This is a genomic window from Streptomyces pallidus (ex Mingjun et al. 2026) (assembly GCF_051550185.1).
Taxonomy (GTDB): domain Bacteria; phylum Actinomycetota; class Actinomycetes; order Streptomycetales; family Streptomycetaceae; genus Streptomyces.
This window is the reverse complement of record NZ_CP196182.1, coordinates 305063-327911: the sequence shown is the minus strand read 5'-3', so window position 1 is coordinate 327911 and position 22849 is coordinate 305063. Positions and strand designations below refer to the sequence as shown.

Below are 22849 nucleotides of genomic sequence, written 5' to 3'. Positions count from 1 at the left end.
TAGTACGATGATCACTCGTCGTGCCTGTGATCGCGCTGGAGGGCCGAGCGACGAGGCGTGGGAACGGATACGGCACCTGCCATCGCCGGATCTCCGATCTCCGGATCTCTGATCTCCGGATCTCCGGACCCTGAACCGCCCGTGAGGAACACCCGCATGACGACACCGCAGCCGCCCCGCACCACCGCCAGGGGCACCGCCGCCGGGCGGACCACTGCCGGGCGGTCCGCCGCCCGGGCGCTGCCGTCCCCGAGTCGGCGGTGCCCGAGTCGGCGGTACCCGCGGTGAACGACCCCCAGGGCCTGGGCTTCTACCTGCCCGGCTGCGTACTGCTCCTCGCGACGCTGCTGAAGCTGCCCGCGCTCCGACGCAATCCGCGTGACGAGCTGCTGCGTGCCGTGTGCGCCCTGCTCGCGCTCGCGACGGCCGTGTTCGCGTTCACCGCGATCCCGAGCCTCGCCGCCGTCAACCGGTTGACCGGCGTCCCCAACGCCGCTGCGCCCCTCGTCTACTCCCTCATCACGGCCTTCTCCGGGGCCAACATCGTCCTCATCCTCCACTGGAGCCGCGGCCCCGCGGACGTCGACGGGGAACGCACGCGCCGGCGGGCCCGGCTCTGCGCCGCGATCACGGTTGCCGTCATCGTGGCCATCAACACGTTGTTCGTCCTCGGCGACGCCCCCGTGGAGCGCTTGCGCGACCTCGACACGTACTACGCCAACACCCCGTTCATCAGGGAGACCATCCTCCTCTACCTCACGGCGCACACCACCGCGGCCGTCACGATGACGGTGCTGTGCTGGGGGTGGGCCCGCGAGGTGCGCGGTGCGCTGCGCGCCGGGCTGGCACTGATCGCCGCCGGGTACGTGCTCAACCTCTGCTACGACGTCGCCAAGTTCGCGGCGGTCGGGGCGCGGTGGGCGGGCCGCGACTGGGACGTGCTCGCCGTCGAGGTCGCGCCGGCCCTGGCGTCCGTGTCGGCCCTGCTGATCGCGGCCGGATTCGTCCTGCCCCTCGTCGCGGAGCCCGTCGTCAGCCGGTGGCGGATGTGGCGCCGGTACCGGCGGCTCCGTCCCCTGCACGAGGAGCTGCGGGGGGCGACCGAGCGCAGCATCGACCTGTCGGCCGGCGGCGGCTGGGTGCCGATCGAGATCCGGCTGACGCAGCGCGAGTCGGACATCCACGACGGCATCCTCACGGTCAACCCGTACCTGCAGGCCGAGCTGCGCGACCGGGCGCTGCGCAAGGAGCTGGCGGACGGGCGCCCGGCGGAGGAGGCCGCGGCCGTGGCCGACGCCGCCGCGCTGGTCAGCGCCGTGGTCCGCTGGGAGCGCGCCGGAACCGAAGCCACCCCGAGCGCGGGCCCGGACGCGGTGCTGACCTCGCCGAGCAGCCCCCAGGGGCTGGTGCGGATGTCGCTCGCGCTGTCCAGGTCGGCCACCGTCCGCTCGTTCCGCCGCTCTGCTCTCGAAGAACGGAGCCCTGCCCGATGACCCCACCGTCGACCCCGACCCCGCCCCCGTCCCCCACCTCGACCCGCGTGGTCGTCCTCGGCGGAGGCCTGGCCGGCACGTTGGCCGCGGCGGCCCTCGCCCCGTACGCAGGCGACGTACTGGTCCTCGAACGGGACGCCGTCCTCCCCGAGACCCCGGCCCCCCGCGCCCGTCTCCCGCAGGCCGCGCACGCCCACATGCTGTGGGCCGGCGGCGCCGAGGCGGCGGAGGCGCTGCTCCCGGGGGTGGTCGACGACTGGCTCGCCGCCGGCGCCCACCGCATCCCGATCCCCAACGGGATGGTGTCGTTCTCGCCCGCGGGCTGGTACCGCCGCTCGTGGGCCGAGACCCACTACCTGATCAGCGCCGGCCGGGACCTCCTCGACTGGGGCGTACGCCGACGGGTCCGGGAGCTCCCCCGCGTCCGGATCCGTACGGGCGTGCGAGTCACCGGCTTGGCCGGGGACGCGGCACGCGTGCGCGGCGTCCACCTGCTGGACGGGGAGGGACGACGCGAGCTCGTCGCGGCGGACCTGGTCGTCGACGCGACCGGCCGCGGCTCGTACAGCACGCGGTGGCTGCGCGACATCGGCGGGCCGACCGTCCGGGAGACGGTGGTGGACGCCGGCATACGCTACGCCAGCCGCCGCTACCGGGCACCGCAAGGCGCCGAGAAGGACTGGCCGGTGGTGCACGTCGGCGCCGACCCGCGCCGCAACCGGCCCGGGCTCGTCGCGACGATCATCTCCATCGAGGACGGGCAGTGGCACGTCAGCCTGGCGGGGACGCGCGGGGCCGAGCCGCCCGCCGGGGACGACCTGTTCGAGGACTTCGCGCGGCGCGTCCGCCACCCCCTCGTCGCGGAGCTGCTGGCCCGCGCGGAGCCGGTCAGCGGAGTCGCGGTGTTCGCCCGTACCGCCAACCGGCGCCGTTGCTTCGAGCAGGCGGACATGCCGGCCGGCTTCGTCGTCCTGGGCGACGCCGCCACCAGCCTCAACCCCGTGTACGGGCACGGCATGTCGGTGGCCGCCCTGAGCGCCGTGGCCCTGCGCGCCCAGGCCGCCGGCCGGTCCGCCCTCTCCTCCCCCGCCTTCGCGCGGCGGGCCCAGAGCGCGATCGCCCGGGCGGGGGCCGCCGCCTGGTCGCTGGCGGTGGGCCAGGACCGCTTCTACCCGGGATGCATCGGCGGGAGCCCGACCCTGGCGGACCGTCTGACGGCCCGGTACGCCCAACGCCTCACCCACGCGGCCACCGGGAACGGCCTGGTCGTCCGGAAGCTCACGGACGTGATGGCCATGCGCAGGCCGGCCCGCATCCTGGCCGGCCCGACCGTGCTCATGGCCGCAGCCCTGGGCCCCTGCCGCGCTCCCCTGCCCGGCCCCGAACTGGCCCCCCACGAACGGGAAATCCTGACCCGCCCACCCCTCCGCACCCCGCCCCCGCAACCAAGCGCATCCGCCGAAAAGCCGACCGAACCCTGAAACCGAGCGGCCGACGAAGTTCCCAGCTACAGCCACGACGGGCCGCGCCAGGTGTTGACCGACGTGGGCGGGCCCGACGAGGGGTTCTCCGCAGTCGCCCGGTACGACCCGGAGTGCGGGTGCACGCTCCTGGGCCCGGCGGTGGGCGGCGACGCCGCATGGAGGTCGTGCCCCGGTGAGGTCCTCCCGGACCGATACCCGGCTGCCCCGGGCGCCCCGGCTCGGCTCGACGTCCGGCGGCTGGTCGGGATCGCGGCCGTCCGGGGCATCCGGGACCGGCTGCCGCGCGGCGGCGCCGCGTGTCCGGCCGGGGCGGGATATCAGTGGTCGCGTGCGGCGGTCGGCGGCGGCCGCCACCGTCCGGAAAGGCGGGAGACCGGTGGCCGTCAACCCCGTTCCCGAGGGATCTCCGCGTGTCACGCCGTACCTGTGCTGTGACGGCGCCGCGGCCGCGATCGACTTCTACGTGTCGGTGCTCGGCGCCAGCGAGCGGATGAGGATGCCGGCTCCCGACGGGAGGATCGCCCACGCGGAGCTGGACCTGGGCGACTCCCTCCTCATGGTCGCGGACCAGTACCCGGAGATGGGATTCCGCTCGCCCAAGGACCTCGGAGGTACTCCCGTCACCTTCCACGTCTACGTCGAGGACGTCGACGCGGTCTTCACCAAGGCCCTCGCCCGGGGCGCGAAGGAGCTGCGCCCGGTACGGAACGAGTTCTACGGCGACCGCACCGGCCAGATGGAGGACCCCTTCGGCCACCGCTGGAGCATCGCCACGCACGTGGAGGACGTCCCGCCGGAGGAGATGGAGAAGCGGGCCAAGGCGGCCATGGAGTCCATGGAGTCCACGGACCCGCAGTAACAGGCTCTCTCTCCCTCCTCCCTCCTCCCCCTCCTCCCTCCCCCGCGAGGTCACGGGGCCGGTGCCGCAGCCCGGTTCCACTGCATGCGGGACCACGGCAGGGCGAGGCGGCCCCGGTCGGTGACCTCCTGCGGGGCCAGGTCGGCGATCGGGACGGCCTCGCGGTGGCGGGCGTGGACGGTGTCGACGTAGCGGTGGCCGGTGTCGGCGGCGACGAAGAGGACCGTGCGCTCCGGGGAGCGCCCGCGCTCGTGGCGGGCGGCGAGGTAGCCGGCCCCGGTCGACAGCCCGGCGAAGACGGCGTGCCGGCGCAGCAGGTCGACGCTGCCCGCGAGGGCCGCGTCGAACGAGATCCAGTGCACGGTGTCGTACAGCTCGTGGGAGACGTTCCCGAAGGGGATGGAACTGCCGATCCCGGCGATGATGATGTCGGGGTCGGTGGTGTGTCCGGCCCCGAAGGTGATGCTGCCGTACGGCTGGACGCCGACGAGTTCGACGTCCGCCGACGCCCACCCCTCGGGACCCGTGCGCAGGTAGCGGGCCAGGGCGCCCGTGGAGGCGCCGGAGCCGACCCCGCCGACGACGGTGAGGCCGTCCGCGGAGCCGAGGGTCTCCCGGATGCGGTCGGCGACCGCCGCGTAGCCGAGGTAGTGGACGTCGTCGTGGTACTGGCGCATCCAGTGGTACTCGGGGTGTTCGGCGAGGATCTCGTGGATCCGTTCCACCCTCCGCTTCTGGTCGAGTTTGAGGTCGCTGCACGGCTCCATCTGCTCCAGCGTCGCCCCGAGAACGGCGAGTTGCGTGCGCAGCGTGTGGTCCACCGTGGTCGAGCCGACGATGTGGCAGCGCATGCCGTAGCGGTGGCAGGCGAGGGCGAGGGCGTACGCGTAGATGCCGCTGGAGCTGTCCAGGAGGGTGTCCCCGCGCCGTACGGCGCCGGTGTCGAGGAGGTGGCGTACGGCTGCCAGCGCGGACACCGCCTTCATCGTCTCGAAGCGCAGGCAGACGAGCCGGTCGTCGAGGCGTATCAGGTCCGGCCGGCCGATCGACTCCGCGATGTGCTGGTCCATTCAGGGTCTCCTCGTCGTGAAGGTCCGGGTGGCGGGGATGCCGTGGGCGTCGAGGCCGTGCAGGCAGCGGCGTACGCGGTGGCGCACGCCCGGGGCGACCGGGTCGAACAGCACGCCCGCCACCGCCCCGCTGTGCGCGATCTGCACGCCCGCCGCGCCAGTCCGGCGGGCGATCGCGGTCAGCGCCTCGAACTCGGGATGGCCGAGGACCCGCTGGCCGCGCCGGGCGCTGGCGGTGGCGACCGCGCCGAGGAGCGGTACGTCGCCGGTGGCCACGGCCCGGCGCAGCTGCGTGCGCAGCCGCTCACAGGCCCGTACGTCGTCCTCGTCCGCCTCCGATACCGATACCGACGCCGACGCCGACGCCGACACCGGCAGCGACAGGGTGTCCACGGGCGCGCCGCCGCCGAGGGTGCAGCCCACGACGACCAGCGGCGGCAGTGCCGCGCCGAGCACCTCCAGGACGCGGCCCTCGCGCTGGGCGAAGAGGACGGGGCGGCCGTCGTCCAGCATCAGCGGATCACTGGCGCGTTCGGCCCGTACGGCGAGCCGGGCGACCGTGCCGGCCCCCATCCGCAGCCCGTACGCGGCCGCGACCGCGCGCACGGCGGCGATGACGTCGCTGGTCGAACTGCCCATGCCCAGGCCCACCGGTACGTCCCCGGTGAGCCGCAGCTCGCCGCCGCAGGGTGGCAGCCCGGTCCGCTCGGCGCACTCGGCGATCGCGAGGGCCGCGGCCCGGGCGGCCTTCGTACGGTCGGCGGGTACGACGGTCAGCGCGCCGGGGGCCGTACCGGGGCGGCGGGTGAACTCGGCGCGGCTGCCGGGGCCGGCCATGGGGAGGGTGACCAGACCGGCGCACCGTCGGCCGTCGTGGTCGAGGAAGACGCCCTGGAGGATCTCGCCGTGGTGGCAGGGGGCGTAGCCGGTGCCGGTACCGCTGGCTCTGCCGGTGCTGGTGCCGGTGGCGGTGGCGGCAGGGCGGAGGGCGGAGGTCACGCGCCGCCGCCCTTCGTCCGGTAGCGGTACAGGACCGTCTCGTCGGCGCTGAACTGGGAGAACGGGAACGGCTCCGCGGACACGGCGGCCACTCCCGAGCCGAGGAAGGCGCGGGCGACGGCGCTGCCGGACTGGGCGTAGACGATCAGCGGGATGCCGCGGGCGCGGCAGCGGCCGAGGACGGTGTCGAAGGAGCCGTTGCTCAGGGTCATGCCGGTGGCGACCACGGCGTCGGCTCGGTCCAGCACCTCGTGCATGTCGTCGGTGACCGGATCGCCCCACTGGGTGGCCCTCAGGTTGAAGTCACAGGGCAGCGGGTCGCCGCCGCGCTCGCGGATCGCCGCCACCAGGGGATTGACGACGCCGATGAGGCCGACCTTCGCGCCCTGCCCGATGTCGAGCAGGCCGGCGATCGCCGCGTCCCGGGCCCGCGCCCGGATCTCGGGGGTGCCGGCGGGGAGGACGACGGGCTCGGCCTCACCCGCCTCGGCGGCGAGGCGGTGCGGGCGGGCTTCGGCGAGGTAGGCGTCGAGGGCGGCGATCCGCAGCGGCCGGGGGGCCTCGCGCAGCAGGACGTCGAGCGGGGTGCCGGAGGCGTCGCGGCAGATCGCCGGGTCGAGCTCGCCGGCCTCGAAGGCGCAGCCGCCGAAGGAGCCGCCGAGGCGGACCAGGACGTACTGGTTGAGGTAGGTGGTGTCGCCGCCGGCCAGGCGGGTGCCGTGGTGGATCCAGAACACGCTGGTCGCGACGAGTTCGGCGGGCAGCGGGCCGTGGGCGCCGGCCAGGACGGCCTCGACGAGCCCGTCGACGTACGGCGCGCGGACGGTGTCAGGGGCGGGCGCGGGTACGGGCACGGGGGTTGTCCGGGTCATGGGGGTTGTCCGGGTCATGGGGGTGTCCTTTCTCTTCTTCACGTGGCGGGTCGGGTCGCCTGTGCAGCCGCGTCGCCGGCAGCGGCGCCGAGCGGCCCCCGGTACGCCACGTGGGGCCGTCCCAGGGCGTCGGCGGTCAGTTCGGCGTCGACCCCGAAGACCTCGGCGAGCCGCTCGGTCGTCAGGACGGCGGCGGGCGGGCCGGAGGCGATCAGGCGGCCGTGGTGCAGGAGCAGCAGCCGGTCGCAGTGGCGGGCGGCGAGCGACAGGTCGTGGAGCGCGACCAGAACCGTCTGCGCGGTGCTCGTCAGCAGCTCCATCAGCTCCAGTTGGTGTTTGACGTCGAGGTGGTTCGTCGGCTCGTCGAGCAGCAGGGCGTACGGCTGCTGCGCCAGCGCGCGGGCGATGTGGGCGCGTTGCCGCTCGCCTCCCGACAGCGCCCGCCAGGGGCGGCCGGCGAGCGCGGTGAGTCCGACGCGTTCCAGTGCGGCGGCGACGACCGCCCGGTCGGTGGCGTCCGGCCCGCGCCAGCGGTCCCGGAACGGGGTCCGCCCCAGGCCCACGACATCGGCGACCCGTAGATCGCTGTCCGCGGCCGGGTCCTGCTCGACGAAGGCGACGTGGCGGGCGATCCGGAGCGCGCTCCAGTCGCGTACGGACGCGCCGTCGTACCGGACCGTGCCCGCGTCGGGCATCCGGAGCCCGGCGAGGCAGCGCAGCAGGGAGGACTTGCCGGAGCCGTTGGGGCCGAGCAGTCCGACGGTCTCGCCGGGGGCGACGTCCACGCTGACGCCGCGCACGACCGGGGCGGCGCTGCCGGCGGTCACTGACCAGGTCACGTCCTCGGCGGTGATCCTCACAGCTCACCCCGCTTGCGCAGGACGAGGAGGAACAGCGGCACACCGAGCAGCGCGGTGATCACGCCGACGGGCACCTCGCGGGGCGCGAACGCGATCCGCGCGAGGGCGTCCGTCCACACGAGGAACACCGCGCCGGCCAGGGCGGCGTACGGCAGCAGCAGCCGGTGCAGCGGCCCGACGAGGAACCGCACCCCGTGCGGGACGATCAGCCCGACGAAGCCGATGGCGCCGACGGTGGCCACGGCGACCGCGGTCAGCGCGGCCGTGACCACGAGCAGCAGCATCCGCGTACGTCGCACGCCGACGCCGAGGGAGGCGGCGGTGTCGGTACCGAAGGCGAGCCCGTCGAGGGCGTTCGCGCACAGCCAGGCGGCCGCCAGGCCGAGCGGGGTGACGGCCGCGCAGACGGCGACGGTGTTCCATCGGGCGGGGGCCATCGAGCCGAGCAGCCAGTGGGTGACGGCGCGGGTGGTGTCCGCGTCGGCGGAGGCCATCAGGACGAGCGAGGTCAGCGCGGTGAACAGCTGCCCGACCACGACGCCGGTGAGGACGATGCGGAACGAGTCCAGGCCGCTGCGCCGCAGCAGCACCAGCAGCAACCCGAAGGAGAGCAACGCACCCGCCAGCGCACCGCCGGTGACCCCGAGCGTGCTCGCGCCGACGCCGAGGACGACCACGGTGACGGCTCCCGTCGAGGCGCCGGAGGAGACGCCGAGGAGGTACGGGTCGGCCAGCGCGTTGCGGGTGACGGCCTGGAGCACGGTGCCGCAGACGGCGAGCGAGGCCCCGACGAGCGCGGCCATCAGCACGCGGGGCAGCCGCAGGTCCCAGACGAGGGAGTCCAGCAGCGGGGGCAACGGTTCCACGGCCAGGCCGAGCCGGGTACCGAGGACGCGGCCGAGGCCGTCCCAGCCGACGTCGGCGGTGCCGGTGCGCACGGCCGCGGCGACGGAGGCGGCGAGCGCCACCACGGCGAGGAGGAGACGGACGGCGGCGCGTACCCGGGCCGCGCCCACCGCCCGGCGGGACCGAGCAGCGCGCGGGCCCGCGGCCGCCCACCCGCGGGCCGTGGGCAGCAACAGGTCGACCGGCGCACCCGCCGCGACGGACGAGACCGGGGCGGCGGCCGGGGTGACCGGGTCAGCGGACATACCCGAGGTCCTTCATCCCGTCGGCCAGCAGTTCCAACGCGTGCACGGAGCGGACCGACGGGTCCAGTTCGATGCCCGGCACCTGGAGGATCTTGCCGTCGCGGACGGCGGCGAGCCGGGAGACGACCGGGTGCCCGGTCATCGCGGCGCGCTTCTCGGCGGCGCTGTCGCCGGGCCGGCCGCGTTCGGACAGGTCGCCGATGACGATGACGTCGGGGTCGCGCTCGGCGACTTCCTCCCAGGTGACCTCGGGCCAGTCCTCGGCGATGTCGTCGAAGGCGTTCCGCGCGCCGACGATGCGGCTCATCTCGCTGGGCAGGCCGGTCCGGCCGGCCACGTACGGCATGCCGTTGAAGACGGAGTAGAGGTAGACGACGGTCGGCTGGTCCGCGCCCCGCCCTGTCTTGGCGGCGTTCGCCCCGGCCCTGGCGACGGCGGCGCGCTGGTCGGAGGCGAGTCGGGCGGCCCGCTCCTCGGCGCCGAAGACCCTGCCGAGGTTCTCGTAGTCGGAGAAGAGCAGTTCGAAGGGGTTTCTGCCGGGCGGGTTCTGCTGCGGGCAGTCCACCGCGCTGACGAAGGTGGGGACCTTGAGCGCGGCCAGCTCCTCGCGGGTGCCGGCCCGGTCCTTGGTGAAGAGGTCGCTGGAGGCTGCGACGACGAAGTCGGGCGTGGCAGCGCGCAGTTGCTCCCCGTTGGCGATCTTGGGCGCGATGACGGGGACCTTGGCGTACGCGGTCTCGTACTGCGCGGGGATCTTCGTCTTGAGGTTGGCGGTGCCGGCCATCCGGTCCTGGAGTCCGAGTTCGAGGAGGGTCTCGGTCGAGGTCTGGTCGAGGGCGACGGTCCGCTTCGGCGGCTGGGCGGGGAGCGGCACTTGGCGGCCGCAGCTGGTGAGGGAGGCCGCCTGGGCGGAGGCCGTCGGGGCGGCGGCGGGCCGGGGGTTGGCCGCGGAGCAGCCGGCGGTGGCTGCGAGGACGGCGGTCAGGGCGATGGCGAGGCGGGCGGGTTGGCGCACGGGGTCTCCGGTCCGGGAGGAGGCAGGGGCGGGCAGGCGGGCAGGAGCGCCACGCCCAAAGGGTACTGTAATGGCAATCATTTTCATTAACGACCCCGGGGTGAGGTCTCCGTGCCGCCACCCCACCCGCCAAGGAGCAACCCGCACCGTGCCGACCACACCCGCACCCACCCCGGCCAAGTCCGAAGCCCCGCCCCCGCGTTCGGTCCTGCGCGACACCGCGTTCCTGCGCCTGTGGGCGGGCACCACCGCCTCCGGCCTCGCGACCTGGGCCCTGCCCTTCGTCCTCGGGCTCGCCGTCCTCCACCGCGACCTCGGCGCCGCCGGCCTCGGCCTGGTCCTCGCCGCCCGCACCGCGGGCTTCCTGCTCGCCGTCGCCATCGGCGGCGTACTGGCCGACCGGCACACCCGCCGGGCCGTCGTCCTCTGGTCCGCCCTCGCCGCGGCCGTCGCCGCGCCCCTCCTCGCGCTCGGTCTCGGCCGCTCGCTCCTGCTGATGACCGCCGCAGCCGCGCTCGCGGGCGCCGGGCAGGGCGCCTGCCGGCCCGCCTTCCAGGCGCTCACCGCCGAGACCGTGGACCCCGAACACCGTCAGCAGGCCAACGCCGCCATGACCATGGCCGTCCGCGCCTCCACCCTCACCGGTCCCGCCCTCACCGCGCTGCTCGCGGCCTTCCTCGACGTGTGGATGCTGCTGCTCGGCATCGGCCTGCTGTGGCTCGTAGCCGCCCTCGTCCCGAGCACGGTCCGCCGGGTCGCCGTCCCCGCCGCGGCGGAACGTTCCGCCACTCCGTCACCCCGCCGCCCCGCCTTCCGGGCCTTCCACGTCGAGTTCCTGGACGGCATACGCGAGGCACGCCGCCACCCGTGGTTCCTCGCCGGACTCGCCGCCCTCGTCGCGGTCATCGCCCTCGGCTACTCCGCCACCAGCGTCGCGCTGCCCCTGATCAGCCGGGACCGGTACGGCACCGAGTGGGTCCTGGCCGCCGCCATGACCGCGTACACCGTGGGCGCCCTCGCCGGAGCCCTGCTCATCTCCCGTCTGCGGCCGCGCTCCCAGGGCTGGGCGGCCTTCGCCGGGCTGGCCGCGTACGGGGCCGCCCCGCTGAGCCTGATGCTGCCCGTGCACCCGGTGGTGGTGGTCGCCGCGTACGCCGTCGCCGGGATCGGCATCGAGCTCTTCAACGTGCCCTGGTTCACCGCCACCCAGCGCGAGGTCGCCCCGGACAAGCTGGCCCGGGTCTCGTCGCTGGACTTCCTCGTCTCGTACGGCCTGGCGCCGGTCGGGCTCGCCCTGATCGCCCCCGCCATCGACGCGTTCGGGGTGACGCCCGTCCTCGCCACCTGCGCCACGGCCTGCTTCCTCGTACCGGCGGTGGCGGCGCTGGTCCCGACCGCCCGCCACTTCGCGGCGCGGCCGAAGGCCTCCGCGTAGCAGCGCACGACGGGCGTGAGCAACACTTCAGCCCACCCCGCCTACCGGACCACGGACACGGGCGTCTCCTCCCCCTGGCCGCGATCAGCGCCTTCGGCGCCGCCGACGAACGGCGTTCCCATCAGGCGGCTGATGGGGCGTCCGGCGGGTGACGAGTCGTCCGGCGGGTGATGCGTGCGGTGTTCGCGGAGCGGCCGATCAGGCCGGCCACCCGCCGGCCCGGCCACGCGCCAGCCCGGTCGCCCCGCTGGCCCGGTCGCCCGCCGGCGGGCCCTGCCGGTGGACCGCGCCGTTCAGGCCGGGGTCCACCGGGCCAGGAGGCGGGTGGTGCGGTCCACCGCCGGGTGGTCCAGGCCGAGGGCGGCGATCTGGTCCGGGATCAGCGCCTGCAGGTCGGCGACCGCCCCCGGGACGTCCCCGGCCTCCGCCCGCCACCGGGCCAGTTCCTCGCGGCCGGCCAGGGTGTGGGCGTGCGCCGGGCCGAGTACGCGGGCCCGGTCGGCGTGCAGCTCCTCCAGGAGGCGGACCGCCCCGGCCGGATCCCCCGAGCGGCCGGTCCATTCCGCGACCGCAGCCCGCGTACCGAAGGTGTCGGGGTGGTCCGGGGCGCTCTCCCGCTGGACGGCGGCGAGGTCGGTGAAGGCCCGCAGCGCGAGGAGCGGTTCGCCCAGTTCGCCGCGGTGGCGCATGGCCTCCGCCCGGGCACGCACGGTCCGTGGGTCGTCCGTACCGAAGCGGGACTCGGCCTCGCGCAGTGCCTCCCCGTGCAGGGCGAGCGCGCCGGTGTGGTCGCCGAGCCTGGCCCGCATGTTGGCGAGGTGGTTGCGGGTGCTCGCGGCCCCGGGGGCGTCCGCGCCCTCGACGCGCACCCAGTCGGTGTGCAGCGCCTCCAGCTTCGTGACGGCCGTACGCGCATCCCCGGCGGCACCCCGCCAGACCGCGGCGCTGCGCCGGGTCTGCAGGACGTCGGAGCAGTCGGGTGCGAGGACGCGCAACTGGTCGGCGAGGAGGGCCTCGAAGGCTTCGGCGCCGCCGCGTGCGTCGCCCGACTTCGCCGTCCACCAGGCGAGGTACCCGCGGGTCTTGAAGAGCAGGTCCGCGTCGTCGGGGAAGCGGGCCCGCACCTCGCCGAGCAGCCCGGCGAAGTGGGCGATGGCGGCGCCGGACCGGCCCGCCTCGCCCAGGCTGCGGCCCATCCGGTACAGCACCTCGTGGGGCAGCGGCGCGAGCAGCGCCTCGCCCGCGGTGGCCGTGAGGGCGGTGGCGTTCGCGCGCAGCGCCTCCTCCGCCGGGGGCGCCGGCTCCGGCTCCCTCTCCCAGACGGCCATCAGGGCGTCGGCCGCGGCCGCGATGGCCCGCGCCGTCTCTTCACCCGCCGTGTCCTCCCGTACCGCGCGCTGCACCAGCTGGTGGACGCGCACGGGGGAACGCGGTCGTTCCGGATCGAGTTCGACGAGGCTCAGCCGGCGCAGGTTGGCCAGGGCGAGCCGGGCGGGCCGGGTACCCGGACCCGCGTCGGGCGGCAGGAGAGCGAGGACGCTCGGCGCGGCGAGCACTTCCTCGGGGATCCCGTTGGGGTCGAGGTACGAGGCCACCCGGAGCACGGGCAGGGCCGAACCGCCGGGGGTGAGGGCGTCGGCCCGGCGTACGGACAGCGCCCACGTGAGGGCGACGGGCCCGCCGCCCCGATCGGCGTCGGGGTCCGCGGCCGCCCCTCCAGGACCGGCATCCCCGTCCGGCACGGCGGAGCCGGAGGGGAAGACCTCCGCCAGGGTCAGCCGCCGGTCGGCCAGCTCCTCCCGGTAGGCCGCGCAGGACAGCGTGGGATTGTCCGCGAGGTAGGTCCGCGCGTGGGCGAGGGCGAGCGGGAGGCGGCCCAGGTCCTCGGCGAGGGCGGCCAGTTCGGGCCCCGGGTCCCGGCGGCCGGCGGTGGCGGACCCCTCGGCGAGATAGGCGACGGCCTCGTCTGCCGTGAACAGCCCCACCCGCACCAGGCGCCGCAGGTCCCCGCCCAGCGCGGCCTCCTGGCGTCGCGTGGTGACCAGGGTCCGGCCGTAGGGGCTCGGGGGCGGCCACAGTCCGCGCAGGTCGGCCGGGTCTGCGACGTCGTCCAGGACCACCAGCCAGCGGCGGGGCGTCCACCCGGGCCCCGCGGGGCGGGGCAGCAGCCAGGTGAGGAACTCGGCGGCGGCCCGCTCGGGGTTCCCGCCGGAGGCCCCGAAGAGCCCCTCGGCGGCGGAGGCGTAGGCGGCGAGCACCGCGTCCCGGGAGCCGGCCGCCACCCACAGCAGCAGGTCGATCCGGCCCTCGCGCAGCAGCCGCCCGGCGTGGTCGGCGGCGATCTGGGTCTTCCCGGTCCCGCCGAGCCCCGTGAGCACCCAGGACGTCAGGTCAGACGTCAGGTCACCGGCGCCGTCGGCAGCGGCGGACGCAGGGGTGACGGGCCCCGGCTCCGCGAGGTCCACGGCCAGTTCCCGGCGGCGGAACCCCTGGGCGCGGTGCGGCGGGAGACCGACGACGTGGGGCCAGGCGACGGGGGTCGGGGGTGCGGGGAAGTGGATGTGCTGGACGTTCCCGGACCCGAACTGCACGGCGGTCGGCCCACTGAACCGACTCCCGCCCGGCCCGGGCCCACCGCCGGCCACCTGCCCGGGGGCGCAGCCCGGACGCCCGTCGGCGGGGCCGGGAGGCGGTTCGGCGGGGTCGTCGGGGGCCGGTTCGGCGGGGTCGGGGGCCGACGGGATCACTCGGTGGTCCGGTCGAAGGTGACCTCCTGGGTGTTGCCGTCCCCCACCTGCACGGCCGTCGGGCCGGAGAAGGTGTTGTGCGTGATCTCGATCCGTCCTACGGCCGCGGCCGTGGTGTGCTGGGCCACCAACGCCCGCAGTTGCTCGGCCAGGGCAGCCCGCTCCGCGTCGCCGACGCTCTCCAACAGGCCCTCGAACCGGGTCTGCCAGATGATCTCCTGCTGGACGCGCGCGGCGGCCGCGTCGGGCCGCCCGGGCGCCGCCAGTGCGGCCGCGGTCGCGTCGAGGTGCTCCAGCTCCGACCGCTCGCGGTGCGCGTCCCCGCGGCCGAACAGCCGTGCCGTCCGCGCCCGCGTCTCCTCCCAGAGCGCCGTACCGGCCTCCTGCACGACCGCGGTCCCACCCGCAGTCGCCAGCGCCGTCAGTGTTTCAGCCAGCATGTTCTCCCCCTCGCATAGCTGCGTCAGCCGCTTTCCGTCGGTCCCTACCCAGCCGTCAACCGTCCTGCACACCTCACCTGACCGGGTTCGTAGCCCACACGGACGGGGAACCGTACAGCGGCGGGGCTGGTCCGTCCGGGGAGGGCGCAATGACTGATCTTTGGCCAGGGGAGAACCTGCTGGGGCAGTGGATCGCCGGGACGGCGGTCGGAAGTCTGCAGATGGTCCGGACCGCGGGCCGGCTGGTCCTCACCGACCAGCGACTGGCGTTCAGGCCGCTGTTGTTCGGGGAGGGCGGCAGCGGGGTGTTCAAGCTCGCGTTCGGTCTCGCCAACGCCGTCTCGGGGCTGGACGACCACTACCTCGCGCTGGTCGACATCACCGGCGTCGAGGCCATGAGCGGACCGTCCCTGATGGCCGTCCACCTCCAGACCGGTGGGACGCGCCACTACCTCGTACTGCGCCGCCGGATCGGCCCGGTGTTCAGCAGCAAGCACGCCCCGTTCCGCGACAACGCGGTCCAGCGGATCGCCGCAGCGGTCGACGCGATCCGCAAGTAGGCGGCGGGAGGAGGAGCGCGCGGCCCGACCCACATGGGCCGAAAGCCCTGTCTCCGTGCCGTCAGGGCGCTACGTTTCAGACCGATCGGCATGCCACGAACAACGAACAACGAACAACGAGCCGCAACAGGGGGACCACATGCTGGCTGAGGCATTGACGGCGCTGGCCGCGGCAGGGGGTGCCGCGGTGGTGCAGGCGGCCGGTACCGACGCGTGGGAGGGGCTGCGCGGTCGGCTGGCGCGGTGGTTCGGCCGCGGGGACGCCCAGCGGGAGCGCGACGAACTGGAGCGCCTGGACCGCAGTGCGGCCGAGGTCACGGCCGCCGCCGAGGACGACGGCACGGCCGACCGGGTCAGGGCGCGCCAGGAGGTGGCGTGGCAGACCCGCATCGAGACCCTGCTGGAGGGCCTGGACGACGGGCAGCGCACCGAGGCGGCCGCGCTCCTGGAGGAACTCCTGGAGCAGGCCGCGACTCCCCCGTCCCCCGACGAGGCCCCGGGGGTGTCGGGCAACACCTTCAACGGCCCGACCGCGTTCCAGGTCGGCAACAACAACCGCCAGGATGTCCGCTTCGGCCCCCAGGCATGACCACGGCCGACCACGCCGGTCCGGTCACTGGCGACAAAGGCGGGGGCAGGGGCGGGGACGGAGGCGTGGGCGTTGGCGGCAACACCTTCAACGGCCCCGCCGCGTTCGTCTCCGGCGACCACGCGACCCAGCACGTCACGTTCGTCCACCAGTGGAAGCCCGCATACCGCATCGAGGGCTTCCCCGCCGCGCCCCGCCCCGTACGCGCCCGTGCGCTGGCCGAGCAGCCGTCCCGGCTGCTGCGGGCCACGCACGAGGTAGTGCCCTTCACCGGCCGCGGCACCGACCTGACCGAGTTGGCCCGCTGGCGGGACGACCCGGCGGAGCACCTCGCTGTACGGCTGGTGCACGGCCCGGGCGGCCAGGGCAAGACCCGCCTGGCCTCGCACTTCGCCGACCTGAGCCGTCGTGCGGGATGGACGGTGTGGCAGGCGATCGTGAACGAGACGGGCGCCGACCCGGTCGACGCCCGCCCGCTGCGCAACCTGGGCTCGGGCGTCCTGCTGGTGGTGGACTACGCCGAGCGCTGGCCCACGTCGGACCTGCACGGGCTGTTGCGAGACCCGCTCCTGCACCGCGCGGGCGTCCCCGTACGCATCCTGCTGCTGGCGCGCCCGGGAGGGTGCCTTGCGTGCCACGTGTCGGCTTCGCGGGGGCCTGCCGTCGAGGGCTGCGGTCGCGGGGTGGGTGTCGCAAGGGGCTGTGCTGCTGGTGGAGACGGTCCGCAGTCCGGGCCGAGCCCGGTGTGTTCGGGCCGGTGGCCTCGGATCCGACGGTCTCCCGGCTCATCGACACCCTCGCCGCTGGTGGGAACCGTGTGCTGACCGCGATCCGCCAGGCCCGCGCTCACGTGCGCGAAATCGTCTGGCAGCTGGCCGGCCACGCGGCGCCGTACGCCGGCGGGCAGGTGACCGTGGACCTGGACGAAGCCCTGGTCATCTCCCATTCCGACAAGCAGGACGCGGCCGCCACCTGGAAGAAGACTTTCGGGCACCACCCGCTGATGGGGTTCGTCGACCACGGCACCGGAGGGTCCGGCGAGCCGGTGGCCGCTGTGCTGCGGCTCGGAAACGCAGGCAGCAACACCGCCGCGGACCACATCGCCACTACTCAACTGGCTCAGGCCCAGTTGCCGAAGTCCTACCGGCGAGGCTGGCGGACGCTGATCCGCACCGTTTCCGGCGGAGGCACCCACGAGTTCGTGGCCTGACTGGCCAGGCGCGGCAGGTGGCTGTCGTACTCGGTCGGCATGACCATCACCGACGCCATCCACCAGGCCGTACTCAGGTCCCGGCCCCGGCCTGGACACCGGCCGTGGAGACCGGCGGCGACATCCGTGACGGCGCCTGGGTCGTCGAGATCGCCGGTGACGTGCTGAACGGCTGGCCGAAGGGCATGCGCCTGATCGTGCGCAGGGAACGACCACCCCCCGGCGCCCAGTTGCGGATCACCGAAGCCGACGGACTACGGCTGACCTGCTTCGCCACCCACACCGCCGACGTTCCGATCGCCGCACTCGAACTGCGGCACCGCCAGCGGGCACGCGTCGAGGACCGCATCCGCGCCGCCGCCCCGGCACCCTAGTCGATCACCATGCGTCAACCGTCGAACCAGACGACCAGCCGAACGCCCGCGCCCCCGTGCAGACCGGCAAGGGTGCGCATGACCGCCCAGACGGGCCCCCATTCGTCCTGCTCCACGACGTGCTTCCGTTGCAGTCGGCCGATGCGGAAGAGGCGGTCCCCGTCGCGCCACTCGGTGCCTTCCGGCCGGGTCCGACCGGCCCGGTACACGTCGTGCGGGCCGGAGGGTGGCCCGGCCAGCTCGGCGAACCGGTCGAGACCCGTGTTGCGGCCGTGGAACTCCCAGGCCCCGTCCGCGCGCCGACGGTACTCGTGCACGCACTCGTCGACCTCGGACGCGGCCTCCTCCCAGTCGGCCGCAGCGATTTCCGCCCACGTGATCCAGGACGCGCCGTGTGCACCACCCCAGTCCGCGAAATCGTCCCGTACCTCCGGGGACGCGTCAGGGGGCAACCCCCGATCCGCGGCGAGCGGTGGGAAGGCATCGCTGCGGACTCCGAAGAGACACCCGAAGGCCGCGTACGAGCGGCCGTTGTAGAGGTGGGCGAGGTCGATCGCCGAGTGCCAGGAGCGGTCGTCCTCGTCCAGCCACCGGTCCCACCGACACTCGATGAACCCGTATATGTCCGTTCCCATGCCCGAATCCTCCTCGGCCACGGCCCCACAGGCGATCGTTTTTCCGCGCCGCCGGAGCGCCCACAACCTACGTGCAGGGGCTGTTCCCTCGCGATGTGCGAGGGAACAGCCCCTACGTACATGCGGATGTGGTTACGGGACGGAAACGGGGACGGGCAGCGGGGCCGTGCTCAGGGTGGGGGCGGTCCACCGCTGGGCGGGGCTGCGGTTGCAGTCGAACAGCCACAGCTGCCTGCCCGGATTGGTGTCGAAGTTGCCGAGGTCGAGGCAGCGCCCGGAGGCGGGGTGGTGGAGGCTGCCGTCCGCCCGCGGCAGGAACCGCTGGCTCGGTGCGCCGCTGTCGCAGGTTCGGAGTTCGATGGGGGTGCTGTTCACGATGCCCGCGTTGGCCGCGTTGAGGCACATGCCGTGGGTCCGGATGGTCCCGTCGCCCCGGATCTGGAACTTCTGGGCATCGGTGCCGTTGCAGGAGGAGATCTGGATCCTGTTGCCGTCCTCGGCCCGGTCGAAGTCGTTGTCGACGCAGTTACCGGCCGAGGCCGTCAGGGAGATCGGGCCGGTGGCGCCCGGCGCGGTGGGGGCGGCGGCGTACGGGTAGATGGCGAAGTTGCTGATGCCGCCCTGCTTGAGGTGGTCCTGGGCGACTCCGTCCGCCTTGAAGCGGCCCAGTACGAGCGGCCCGCTCGGCGCCGGGCTCGCGGCGGCCCGGTGGACGCCGCTGGCCGCGAGGACACCGTTGACGTACAGGCTCATGCGGCCGGTGCCGGCATCGTAGACGGCGGTCAGCTGGGTCCACGCGTCGGGCGTGAACCGGGCCGCGTCGGTGGTGGTGTCGGTGTAGTCGAAGGGCCAGCCGTCGTCGTCGGCCGAGGCCAGGGCGAACTGCCAGCGGGCGGAATGGCGGTCGGAGTAGAGGATGAAGGTGCTGGCGCGGTGGCCGTCCTGGCTCGCGATGACACCGCCGTCGGCGTCGGCCTTGGCCCACGTGCTGAGGGTGAAGCTCTTGCGCGTGTCGACGGCCGGGCGAACGGCGGTGAGCGTAGCGGGCGACTGCTTGCCGTCGAAGGCCGCGTACGTGGTGGCACGGCCGCCGACGGTCTCGGGACCGGCGATCTTCACGTTTCCCGTCGCCGTCGCGTGGTTCGTGCCGACGGAGTCGGGGGTGGTGGCACCGTCCTGGCCGGTCAGTGTCCACCGGCCGGTGGGAAGGTTGAGGTTGCCGAGGGTGACGGTGGCCGGGTCGATGCCGGTGACGGTCGGGTGGGGGGCAGTGGTGCCGTTGGGCGCGGTGCCCGTCCCGTTGAATGCGACGAGCTGCCGGTTGGTGTCAACGGCCCACAGGTCCGGTATGCCATCCCCGTTCAGATCCCCGTCGGAGCCGACCCGCGGGTAGATCATCGGGTCGACCTTGCCGGAGATCGGGCCGGCGGCTGGGTCGGTGAAGCCGGTGAGGTCGGGCGCCTGCCTGGTGCCCTTGACGGAGAAGGCGTGCAGTGTGCCGTCGGCCTTGGACCGGGCCCACAGTGTGGGGAAATCCGTCCCCTGGGCGCGGCCGGGGGCGATCAGGTCGTAGCCGTCCCAGCGGGTGTCGTTGGAGGAAAGAAGGATCGCGCGGGCGTCCAGCTGGTTGCCGGCCCCTGCCAAGGCCAACCACAGCCTGCCCTTCTCCACAAAGAGCAGAGAGGTGCGGGGCAGGGCGTTCGGCTTGGCGTCGGAGTCTCCTGTGACGGAACCGAGAGCGGCGATCTGGGTGACCTTGGACCAATCCGGGCCGTAGCCGTGGGTGGAGCAGTCGATCGGCGCGTTTGCGACCGTGGCGCAGCCGGTCGGCTTCGTCACGGGGATGACGTCCTGGCTGTCGAAGCGGCCTTCGATGCCGTCGTTGCGGTACAAGGAGAGCAGTGGGCTCGCTGGTGCATGGGCGAACAGGTCGTCGACGAGGGCCCAGCCGGGACTGCCGCGGTGGCTGAACTGAACGGCGTTCCAGCCGTTCCCGCCGGGCGCGGATTCGATGCCGGCCTTGGGCGCCGTGGCAGGGTCGGCGTCAGCCCCGATCACGCGCAGTGCGCCCGAGCTGTCCGGCAGCAGGATGTCGGCCTTCCGGTCGCCCGTGACGTCACCGAAGATCGGCGCCGGGCTGTTCGGGTTGGACGGGACGTAGAAGCTGTAGGCGACGGGCTGCGACAGGTTGCCCGCGTTGTCCTGCGTCTGGAAGTAGAGGAAGTTCGTGCCCCACTGCTGCGGGGTGAGCTTGATGGCCGCCTTGCCTTCGGTGAGCCTGACGATGCCCGTGTCGGTGTCGGTGCACTTCCAGTTGACGGCCGCCGCCTTCACGGGGTCGGTCGTCCAGCGGGCGCAGGCCGGACCCGAGCTGCGGCCGCCGCCGGGCGGGACGGGGTCGGTGCCGCTGAGGGTGAAGGTGCCTTCCTCGCCCACGCGCTTGGGGTGCGCGTCGAGGGTCCCCGAGGCGGGGAAGTCGGTGGAGGTGACGGCCGCGGTGGGCGGGGTGCGGTCGACGCGGAAGAAGCACCACTCCGTGTCGGCGCTGGTCAGCGTTCCGTCCGTGGTGCGGGCGGCCCAGCCGTACTGGTGGCCGTCGACCAGCGGGCCGACGTCGACGGTGACGTCGCCGTAGTCGCTGTTCCAGCCGGTCTCGGCGGAGTACGTCTTGCCGTTGTCGTCGTCCCAGTACATGAAGGCCGTCCACAGCTGGCGCTTCGTGGCCGAGTACCTGGAGGTGGTGAGCGTGATGTTGTTGTTGGCACCCACCCAGCCCGGGTCGTCCCAGGGGTTCGCGGTGCCGGGAGTGCGGCAGTCGGCGTACGAGCCTGAGTAGGCGAAGCCGGGAGTGGGCCGGGTGCGGGGCCACCACACGGTGGGCGTGATGTCGTACTCGACGGTGATGTGTGGGGTGTTCTCGTAGCGCTGCCGGTGGTACTTGTTGTACTCGTCGTCGGGCGCGAGACCGACGGTGATCGTGGGCCACTGGTACCGGATGGCGTTCTTCACCAGGTCGGTGACGTTGAAGTCGATCTGGCCGGTGCCCGACATGTTGGTGTGCCCGGCCTTGTTGCAGCCCTGCATCGTGGAGCGGGTGCCACAGGGCTGCCGGTTCCAGCTGGTCGGGTTGCCGATGGCGCTGGTGGCGTACAGGCCCATCGGCGTGGCGGTGGTGGGGCTGGAGGAGGAGATCACGGTCGCGGAGAACGTCGCGCCGATGACCTCGGTGTTGTAGAGGCGGGAGTCGACGCCGATCTGGAAGTAGGCGCGGGTACGGCCGATGCCGGTGCAGGGCGGGTTGCCGATGTTGTAGCCGCAGTAGCCGGTGGCAGGCTTGTCCTGGCCGTGCTCCGTGCCGTTGAACTCGTTCGTGTCGGGGTAGGCCTCCTGGACCTGCGCCCAGGCCTGGTTGCCGTTGTCGAGCGTGGGGTTCCACCCCGGGTCGATGTACCAGGGACCGGTGCCCTTGCTCAGCAGCTCGGCATCGGGGACCAGTTCGATCCCCTTGGCGTCGGCTGTCGTCCGGACGGGCTTCACCGCCGCCCCGGCGCCCGGGCCGTCCGCGCTGGACGGGGCGGGCGGTTCTTCGGAGGCGCGCGAGACCTGCGGGGTGTCGGCGCCGGCCGACTTGCCCATGCGCTGGGCGGAGCCGGCGGAGGCCTGGGCGCCGGCGGAGTCCCACATGAAGGAGGTCGGGCTGGTGAAGCGGGTCCGACCGCTGGTGTCCTTGACCTCGAGGTTGCCCGCAGCGTCGCTGCTGACGGCCAGCCCGTCGGCCTCGACGTCGAGCCGGAGCTTGCGGACGGCCGGGTTGGCGGCGGCCTGCGCCGTGCGCACGATCAGGACCTGGCTCCAGCCGCCCTGCCGGTCGGCGGTCAGCCGCAGGTCCACGTCCGGCAGCACGTTCCGGTAGAGGGCGCTGTCACCGATGAGGGTGGGCTCGGGGAGCGTGAACGGGGCCTTGAAGGCCACCTTCTTGCCGTCGCCGGTCGTCATCGCGGCCATGGGGCCCGGACCACCGCCGGAGAAGCTGAGTTTCGAGGAAACCGCGGTGGGCACGACGGTGCCGTCCGCGGCGGCGCGCAGTGTCGCGTCGAGCGTGCGCCACGTGCCGTCCTGGCCCTTGACGCGCTCCGGTACGGCACTGGTGTCGGTGCTGAGCGTGCCGCTCGGGTTGGCGAAGGTCTGCCGGTCCGCCGCCGTCAGCTCGGCGATCGCCACCCGCTTTCCGCTGCTCTTGGCCTCGGCGAGGGCCTTCGTGACGGCGTTTTCCTGGGCGCTCGGGGCGGGCTTGGGCGGAGGAGCGGGCCAGGTGCGTTGCGCCGGTCCGTGACCGCGGGGGCCGGCGCCGGCCGCGGCGGGCGGAGCCGCGATCAGGCCTGCGCCGAGGGAGAGAACGGTTGCCCCGGCGATGGGAAGAAGCGCGATGCGCAGGGCGCCTCGTCTGTGTCCCGGCGGCCGTGGTGTCCGCGGAGTTCCTGGCGTTCGCGGTGCAAGGAATGACGGCCTCACGTGCATTGCCCCCCTGAGCTGTGAGACGGACAGAAGTCAGCAGCACTTTCCCTTCGCGACTGAAATGGTGTCAACGATATTCAAGATTTGGCGGTCCGTTTTAGGTATGGAGCCCCCTGTATGTCCAAGGGGTGACATGAGTCACGTCGGGGGAATGTAAAGCTCCGCTGCCAAATCGAACGCGTGCTCCGTAACGTGCGTTCCCTCTGGGATCCGTCTGCCCGGAGTTCACGTTCTTCTGTGTCCTGTGGGGGGATCGGTTGTCTCATAGACGTGGGTTCTTTGTGCGCTCGCGCCCTGGACGCTCTCGTGTCGCGTTCGTGGCCGCATGCGCTGTGCTCTTCTCCAGCCTGGGGCTTCCCGTGGTCGAGGCGGCGGAGAAGCCGCCCGAAGTGTGGGTTCCGCCGAATACGCCACTGCCGGATGTAAAACCGGTCAAGGGCTCTGACGCGAAACGTGCGGCCAAATCTTCGCCGTCTGGCCGAAAATGGACGCCAGATCCGAACAAGAAGCTTCCCGCCGGAGTGTCGACGGTTGCCGTTGA

17 protein-coding genes and 1 pseudogene are annotated in these 22849 nt (G+C 73.7%); 8 read left to right on the top strand and 10 right to left on the bottom strand.

Features of this window, described 5'->3' with window-relative positions; translation table 11 throughout:
• Positions 1–284 precede the first annotated feature (284 nt).
• The 3 genes from ACSHWO_RS36235 to ACSHWO_RS36225 all read left to right on the top strand — a co-directional run bounded on the left by ACSHWO_RS36235 (position 285) and on the right by ACSHWO_RS36225 (position 3836).
• Positions 285–1493: an MAB_1171c family putative transporter gene (locus ACSHWO_RS36235; RefSeq protein WP_438319554.1), complete on the top strand. Its 1209-nt coding sequence runs from the start codon at positions 285–287 to the stop codon at positions 1491–1493.
• The gene (locus tag ACSHWO_RS36230; protein WP_438319553.1) at positions 1490–2974 is read left to right on the top strand and encodes an NAD(P)/FAD-dependent oxidoreductase; all 1485 of its coding nucleotides are present in this window, start codon (positions 1490–1492) and stop codon (positions 2972–2974) included. Before ACSHWO_RS36235 ends, ACSHWO_RS36230 begins: the two co-directional genes overlap by 4 nt.
• A gap of 379 nt (positions 2975–3353) precedes the next feature.
• The gene (locus tag ACSHWO_RS36225; protein WP_361094578.1) at positions 3354–3836 is read left to right on the top strand and encodes a VOC family protein; all 483 of its coding nucleotides are present in this window, start codon (positions 3354–3356) and stop codon (positions 3834–3836) included.
• Positions 3837–3886: 50 nt separating this feature from the next.
• On the opposite strand, the gene ACSHWO_RS36220 is transcribed toward ACSHWO_RS36225, so the two are convergent.
• Genes ACSHWO_RS36220 through ACSHWO_RS36195 form a run of 6 tightly spaced genes read right to left on the bottom strand, consistent with a single transcriptional unit; the run spans position 3887 to position 9803 of the window.
• Positions 3887–4906: a pyridoxal-phosphate dependent enzyme gene (locus tag ACSHWO_RS36220; RefSeq protein WP_438319551.1), complete on the bottom strand. Its 1020-nt coding sequence runs from the start codon at positions 4904–4906 to the stop codon at positions 3887–3889.
• Complete coding sequence (locus ACSHWO_RS36215; protein ID WP_438319550.1) at positions 4907–5905, bottom strand: GHMP family kinase ATP-binding protein; 999 nt, start codon at positions 5903–5905, stop codon at positions 4907–4909.
• Entirely contained in the window at positions 5902–6795 is an 894-nt protein-coding gene (locus ACSHWO_RS36210; RefSeq protein ID WP_438319549.1) for a Rossmann-like domain-containing protein, read from the bottom strand. Before ACSHWO_RS36210 ends, ACSHWO_RS36215 begins: the two co-directional genes overlap by 4 nt.
• A 20-nt stretch (positions 6796–6815) precedes the next feature.
• Positions 6816–7637 (bottom strand): ABC transporter ATP-binding protein, encoded by an 822-nt coding sequence (locus ACSHWO_RS36205; protein ID WP_385835558.1) that lies wholly within the window; start codon positions 7635–7637, stop codon positions 6816–6818.
• Entirely contained in the window at positions 7634–8788 is a 1155-nt protein-coding gene (locus ACSHWO_RS36200; protein WP_438319548.1) for a FecCD family ABC transporter permease, read from the bottom strand. Before ACSHWO_RS36200 ends, ACSHWO_RS36205 begins: the two co-directional genes overlap by 4 nt.
• Complete coding sequence (locus ACSHWO_RS36195; RefSeq protein ID WP_438319547.1) at positions 8778–9803, bottom strand: ABC transporter substrate-binding protein; 1026 nt, start codon at positions 9801–9803, stop codon at positions 8778–8780. The genes ACSHWO_RS36200 and ACSHWO_RS36195 overlap by 11 nt, the downstream gene beginning before the upstream one ends.
• Before the next feature lie 148 nt (positions 9804–9951).
• Here ACSHWO_RS36195 and ACSHWO_RS36190 point away from each other — a divergent pair, with 148 nt between their 5' ends.
• Positions 9952–11238, top strand: coding sequence for an MFS transporter (locus ACSHWO_RS36190; protein ID WP_438319546.1), 1287 nt, complete (start codon positions 9952–9954; stop codon positions 11236–11238).
• Positions 11239–11531: 293 nt separating this feature from the next.
• Here ACSHWO_RS36190 and ACSHWO_RS36185 read toward each other — a convergent pair whose 3' ends face one another.
• Together ACSHWO_RS36185 and ACSHWO_RS36180 are read right to left on the bottom strand one after the other, a co-directional pair.
• Positions 11532–13829, bottom strand: coding sequence for a tetratricopeptide repeat protein (locus ACSHWO_RS36185; protein ID WP_438319545.1), 2298 nt, complete (start codon positions 13827–13829; stop codon positions 11532–11534).
• Positions 13830–13981: 152 nt separating this feature from the next.
• The gene (locus tag ACSHWO_RS36180) at positions 13982–14425 is read right to left on the bottom strand and encodes a hypothetical protein (RefSeq protein WP_385835499.1); all 444 of its coding nucleotides are present in this window, start codon (positions 14423–14425) and stop codon (positions 13982–13984) included.
• Between the two features lie 149 nt (positions 14426–14574).
• On the opposite strand from ACSHWO_RS36180, the gene ACSHWO_RS36175 reads away from it, so the two are divergent.
• The 4 genes and pseudogenes from ACSHWO_RS36175 to ACSHWO_RS36160 form a co-directional block, all read left to right on the top strand.
• Positions 14575–14985, top strand: a complete 411-nt coding sequence (locus ACSHWO_RS36175; RefSeq protein WP_438319543.1) for a hypothetical protein — start codon at positions 14575–14577, stop codon at positions 14983–14985.
• Between the two features lie 139 nt (positions 14986–15124).
• The gene (locus ACSHWO_RS36170) at positions 15125–15574 is read left to right on the top strand and encodes a hypothetical protein (RefSeq protein WP_438319542.1); all 450 of its coding nucleotides are present in this window, start codon (positions 15125–15127) and stop codon (positions 15572–15574) included.
• A 65-nt stretch (positions 15575–15639) separates the two neighbouring features.
• Positions 15640–16398, top strand: a complete 759-nt coding sequence (locus ACSHWO_RS36165; RefSeq protein ID WP_438319541.1) for a hypothetical protein — start codon at positions 15640–15642, stop codon at positions 16396–16398.
• Positions 16296–17143, top strand: a pseudogene (locus ACSHWO_RS36160) (transposase); the annotation flags it as partial. The gene ACSHWO_RS36165 and the pseudogene ACSHWO_RS36160, both read left to right, overlap by 103 nt.
• A gap of 29 nt (positions 17144–17172) precedes the next feature.
• On the opposite strand, the gene ACSHWO_RS36155 reads toward ACSHWO_RS36160, so the two are convergent.
• Entirely contained in the window at positions 17173–17793 is a 621-nt protein-coding gene (locus tag ACSHWO_RS36155; RefSeq protein WP_438319540.1) for a hypothetical protein, read from the bottom strand.
• A 132-nt stretch (positions 17794–17925) separates the two neighbouring features.
• Positions 17926–22014 carry a ricin-type beta-trefoil lectin domain protein gene (locus ACSHWO_RS36150; protein WP_438319539.1) on the bottom strand — a complete coding sequence of 1363 codons (4089 nt, stop codon included), beginning with the start codon at positions 22012–22014 and terminating at the stop codon, positions 17926–17928.
• Between the last annotated feature and the right edge of the window lie 835 nt (positions 22015–22849).

What these genes read in the sequence shown, in the direction of transcription:
- ACSHWO_RS36155 (WP_438319540.1), bottom strand. Translation starts at nt 17,793, where the DNA reads ATGGGAACGGACATATACGGGTTCATCGAGTGTCGGTGGGACCGGTGG.
- ACSHWO_RS36175 (WP_438319543.1), top strand. Translation starts at nt 14,575, where the DNA reads ATGACTGATCTTTGGCCAGGGGAGAACCTGCTGGGGCAGTGGATCGCC.
- ACSHWO_RS36230 (WP_438319553.1), top strand. Translation starts at nt 1,490, where the DNA reads ATGACCCCACCGTCGACCCCGACCCCGCCCCCGTCCCCCACCTCGACC.
- ACSHWO_RS36170 (WP_438319542.1), top strand. Translation starts at nt 15,125, where the DNA reads ATGCTGGCTGAGGCATTGACGGCGCTGGCCGCGGCAGGGGGTGCCGCG.
- ACSHWO_RS36180 (WP_385835499.1), bottom strand. Translation starts at nt 14,425, where the DNA reads ATGCTGGCTGAAACACTGACGGCGCTGGCGACTGCGGGTGGGACCGCG.
- ACSHWO_RS36200 (WP_438319548.1), bottom strand. Translation starts at nt 8,788, where the DNA reads ATGTCCGCTGACCCGGTCACCCCGGCCGCCGCCCCGGTCTCGTCCGTC.
- ACSHWO_RS36220 (WP_438319551.1), bottom strand. Translation starts at nt 4,906, where the DNA reads ATGGACCAGCACATCGCGGAGTCGATCGGCCGGCCGGACCTGATACGC.
- ACSHWO_RS36210 (WP_438319549.1), bottom strand. Translation starts at nt 6,795, where the DNA reads ATGACCCGGACAACCCCCATGACCCGGACAACCCCCGTGCCCGTACCC.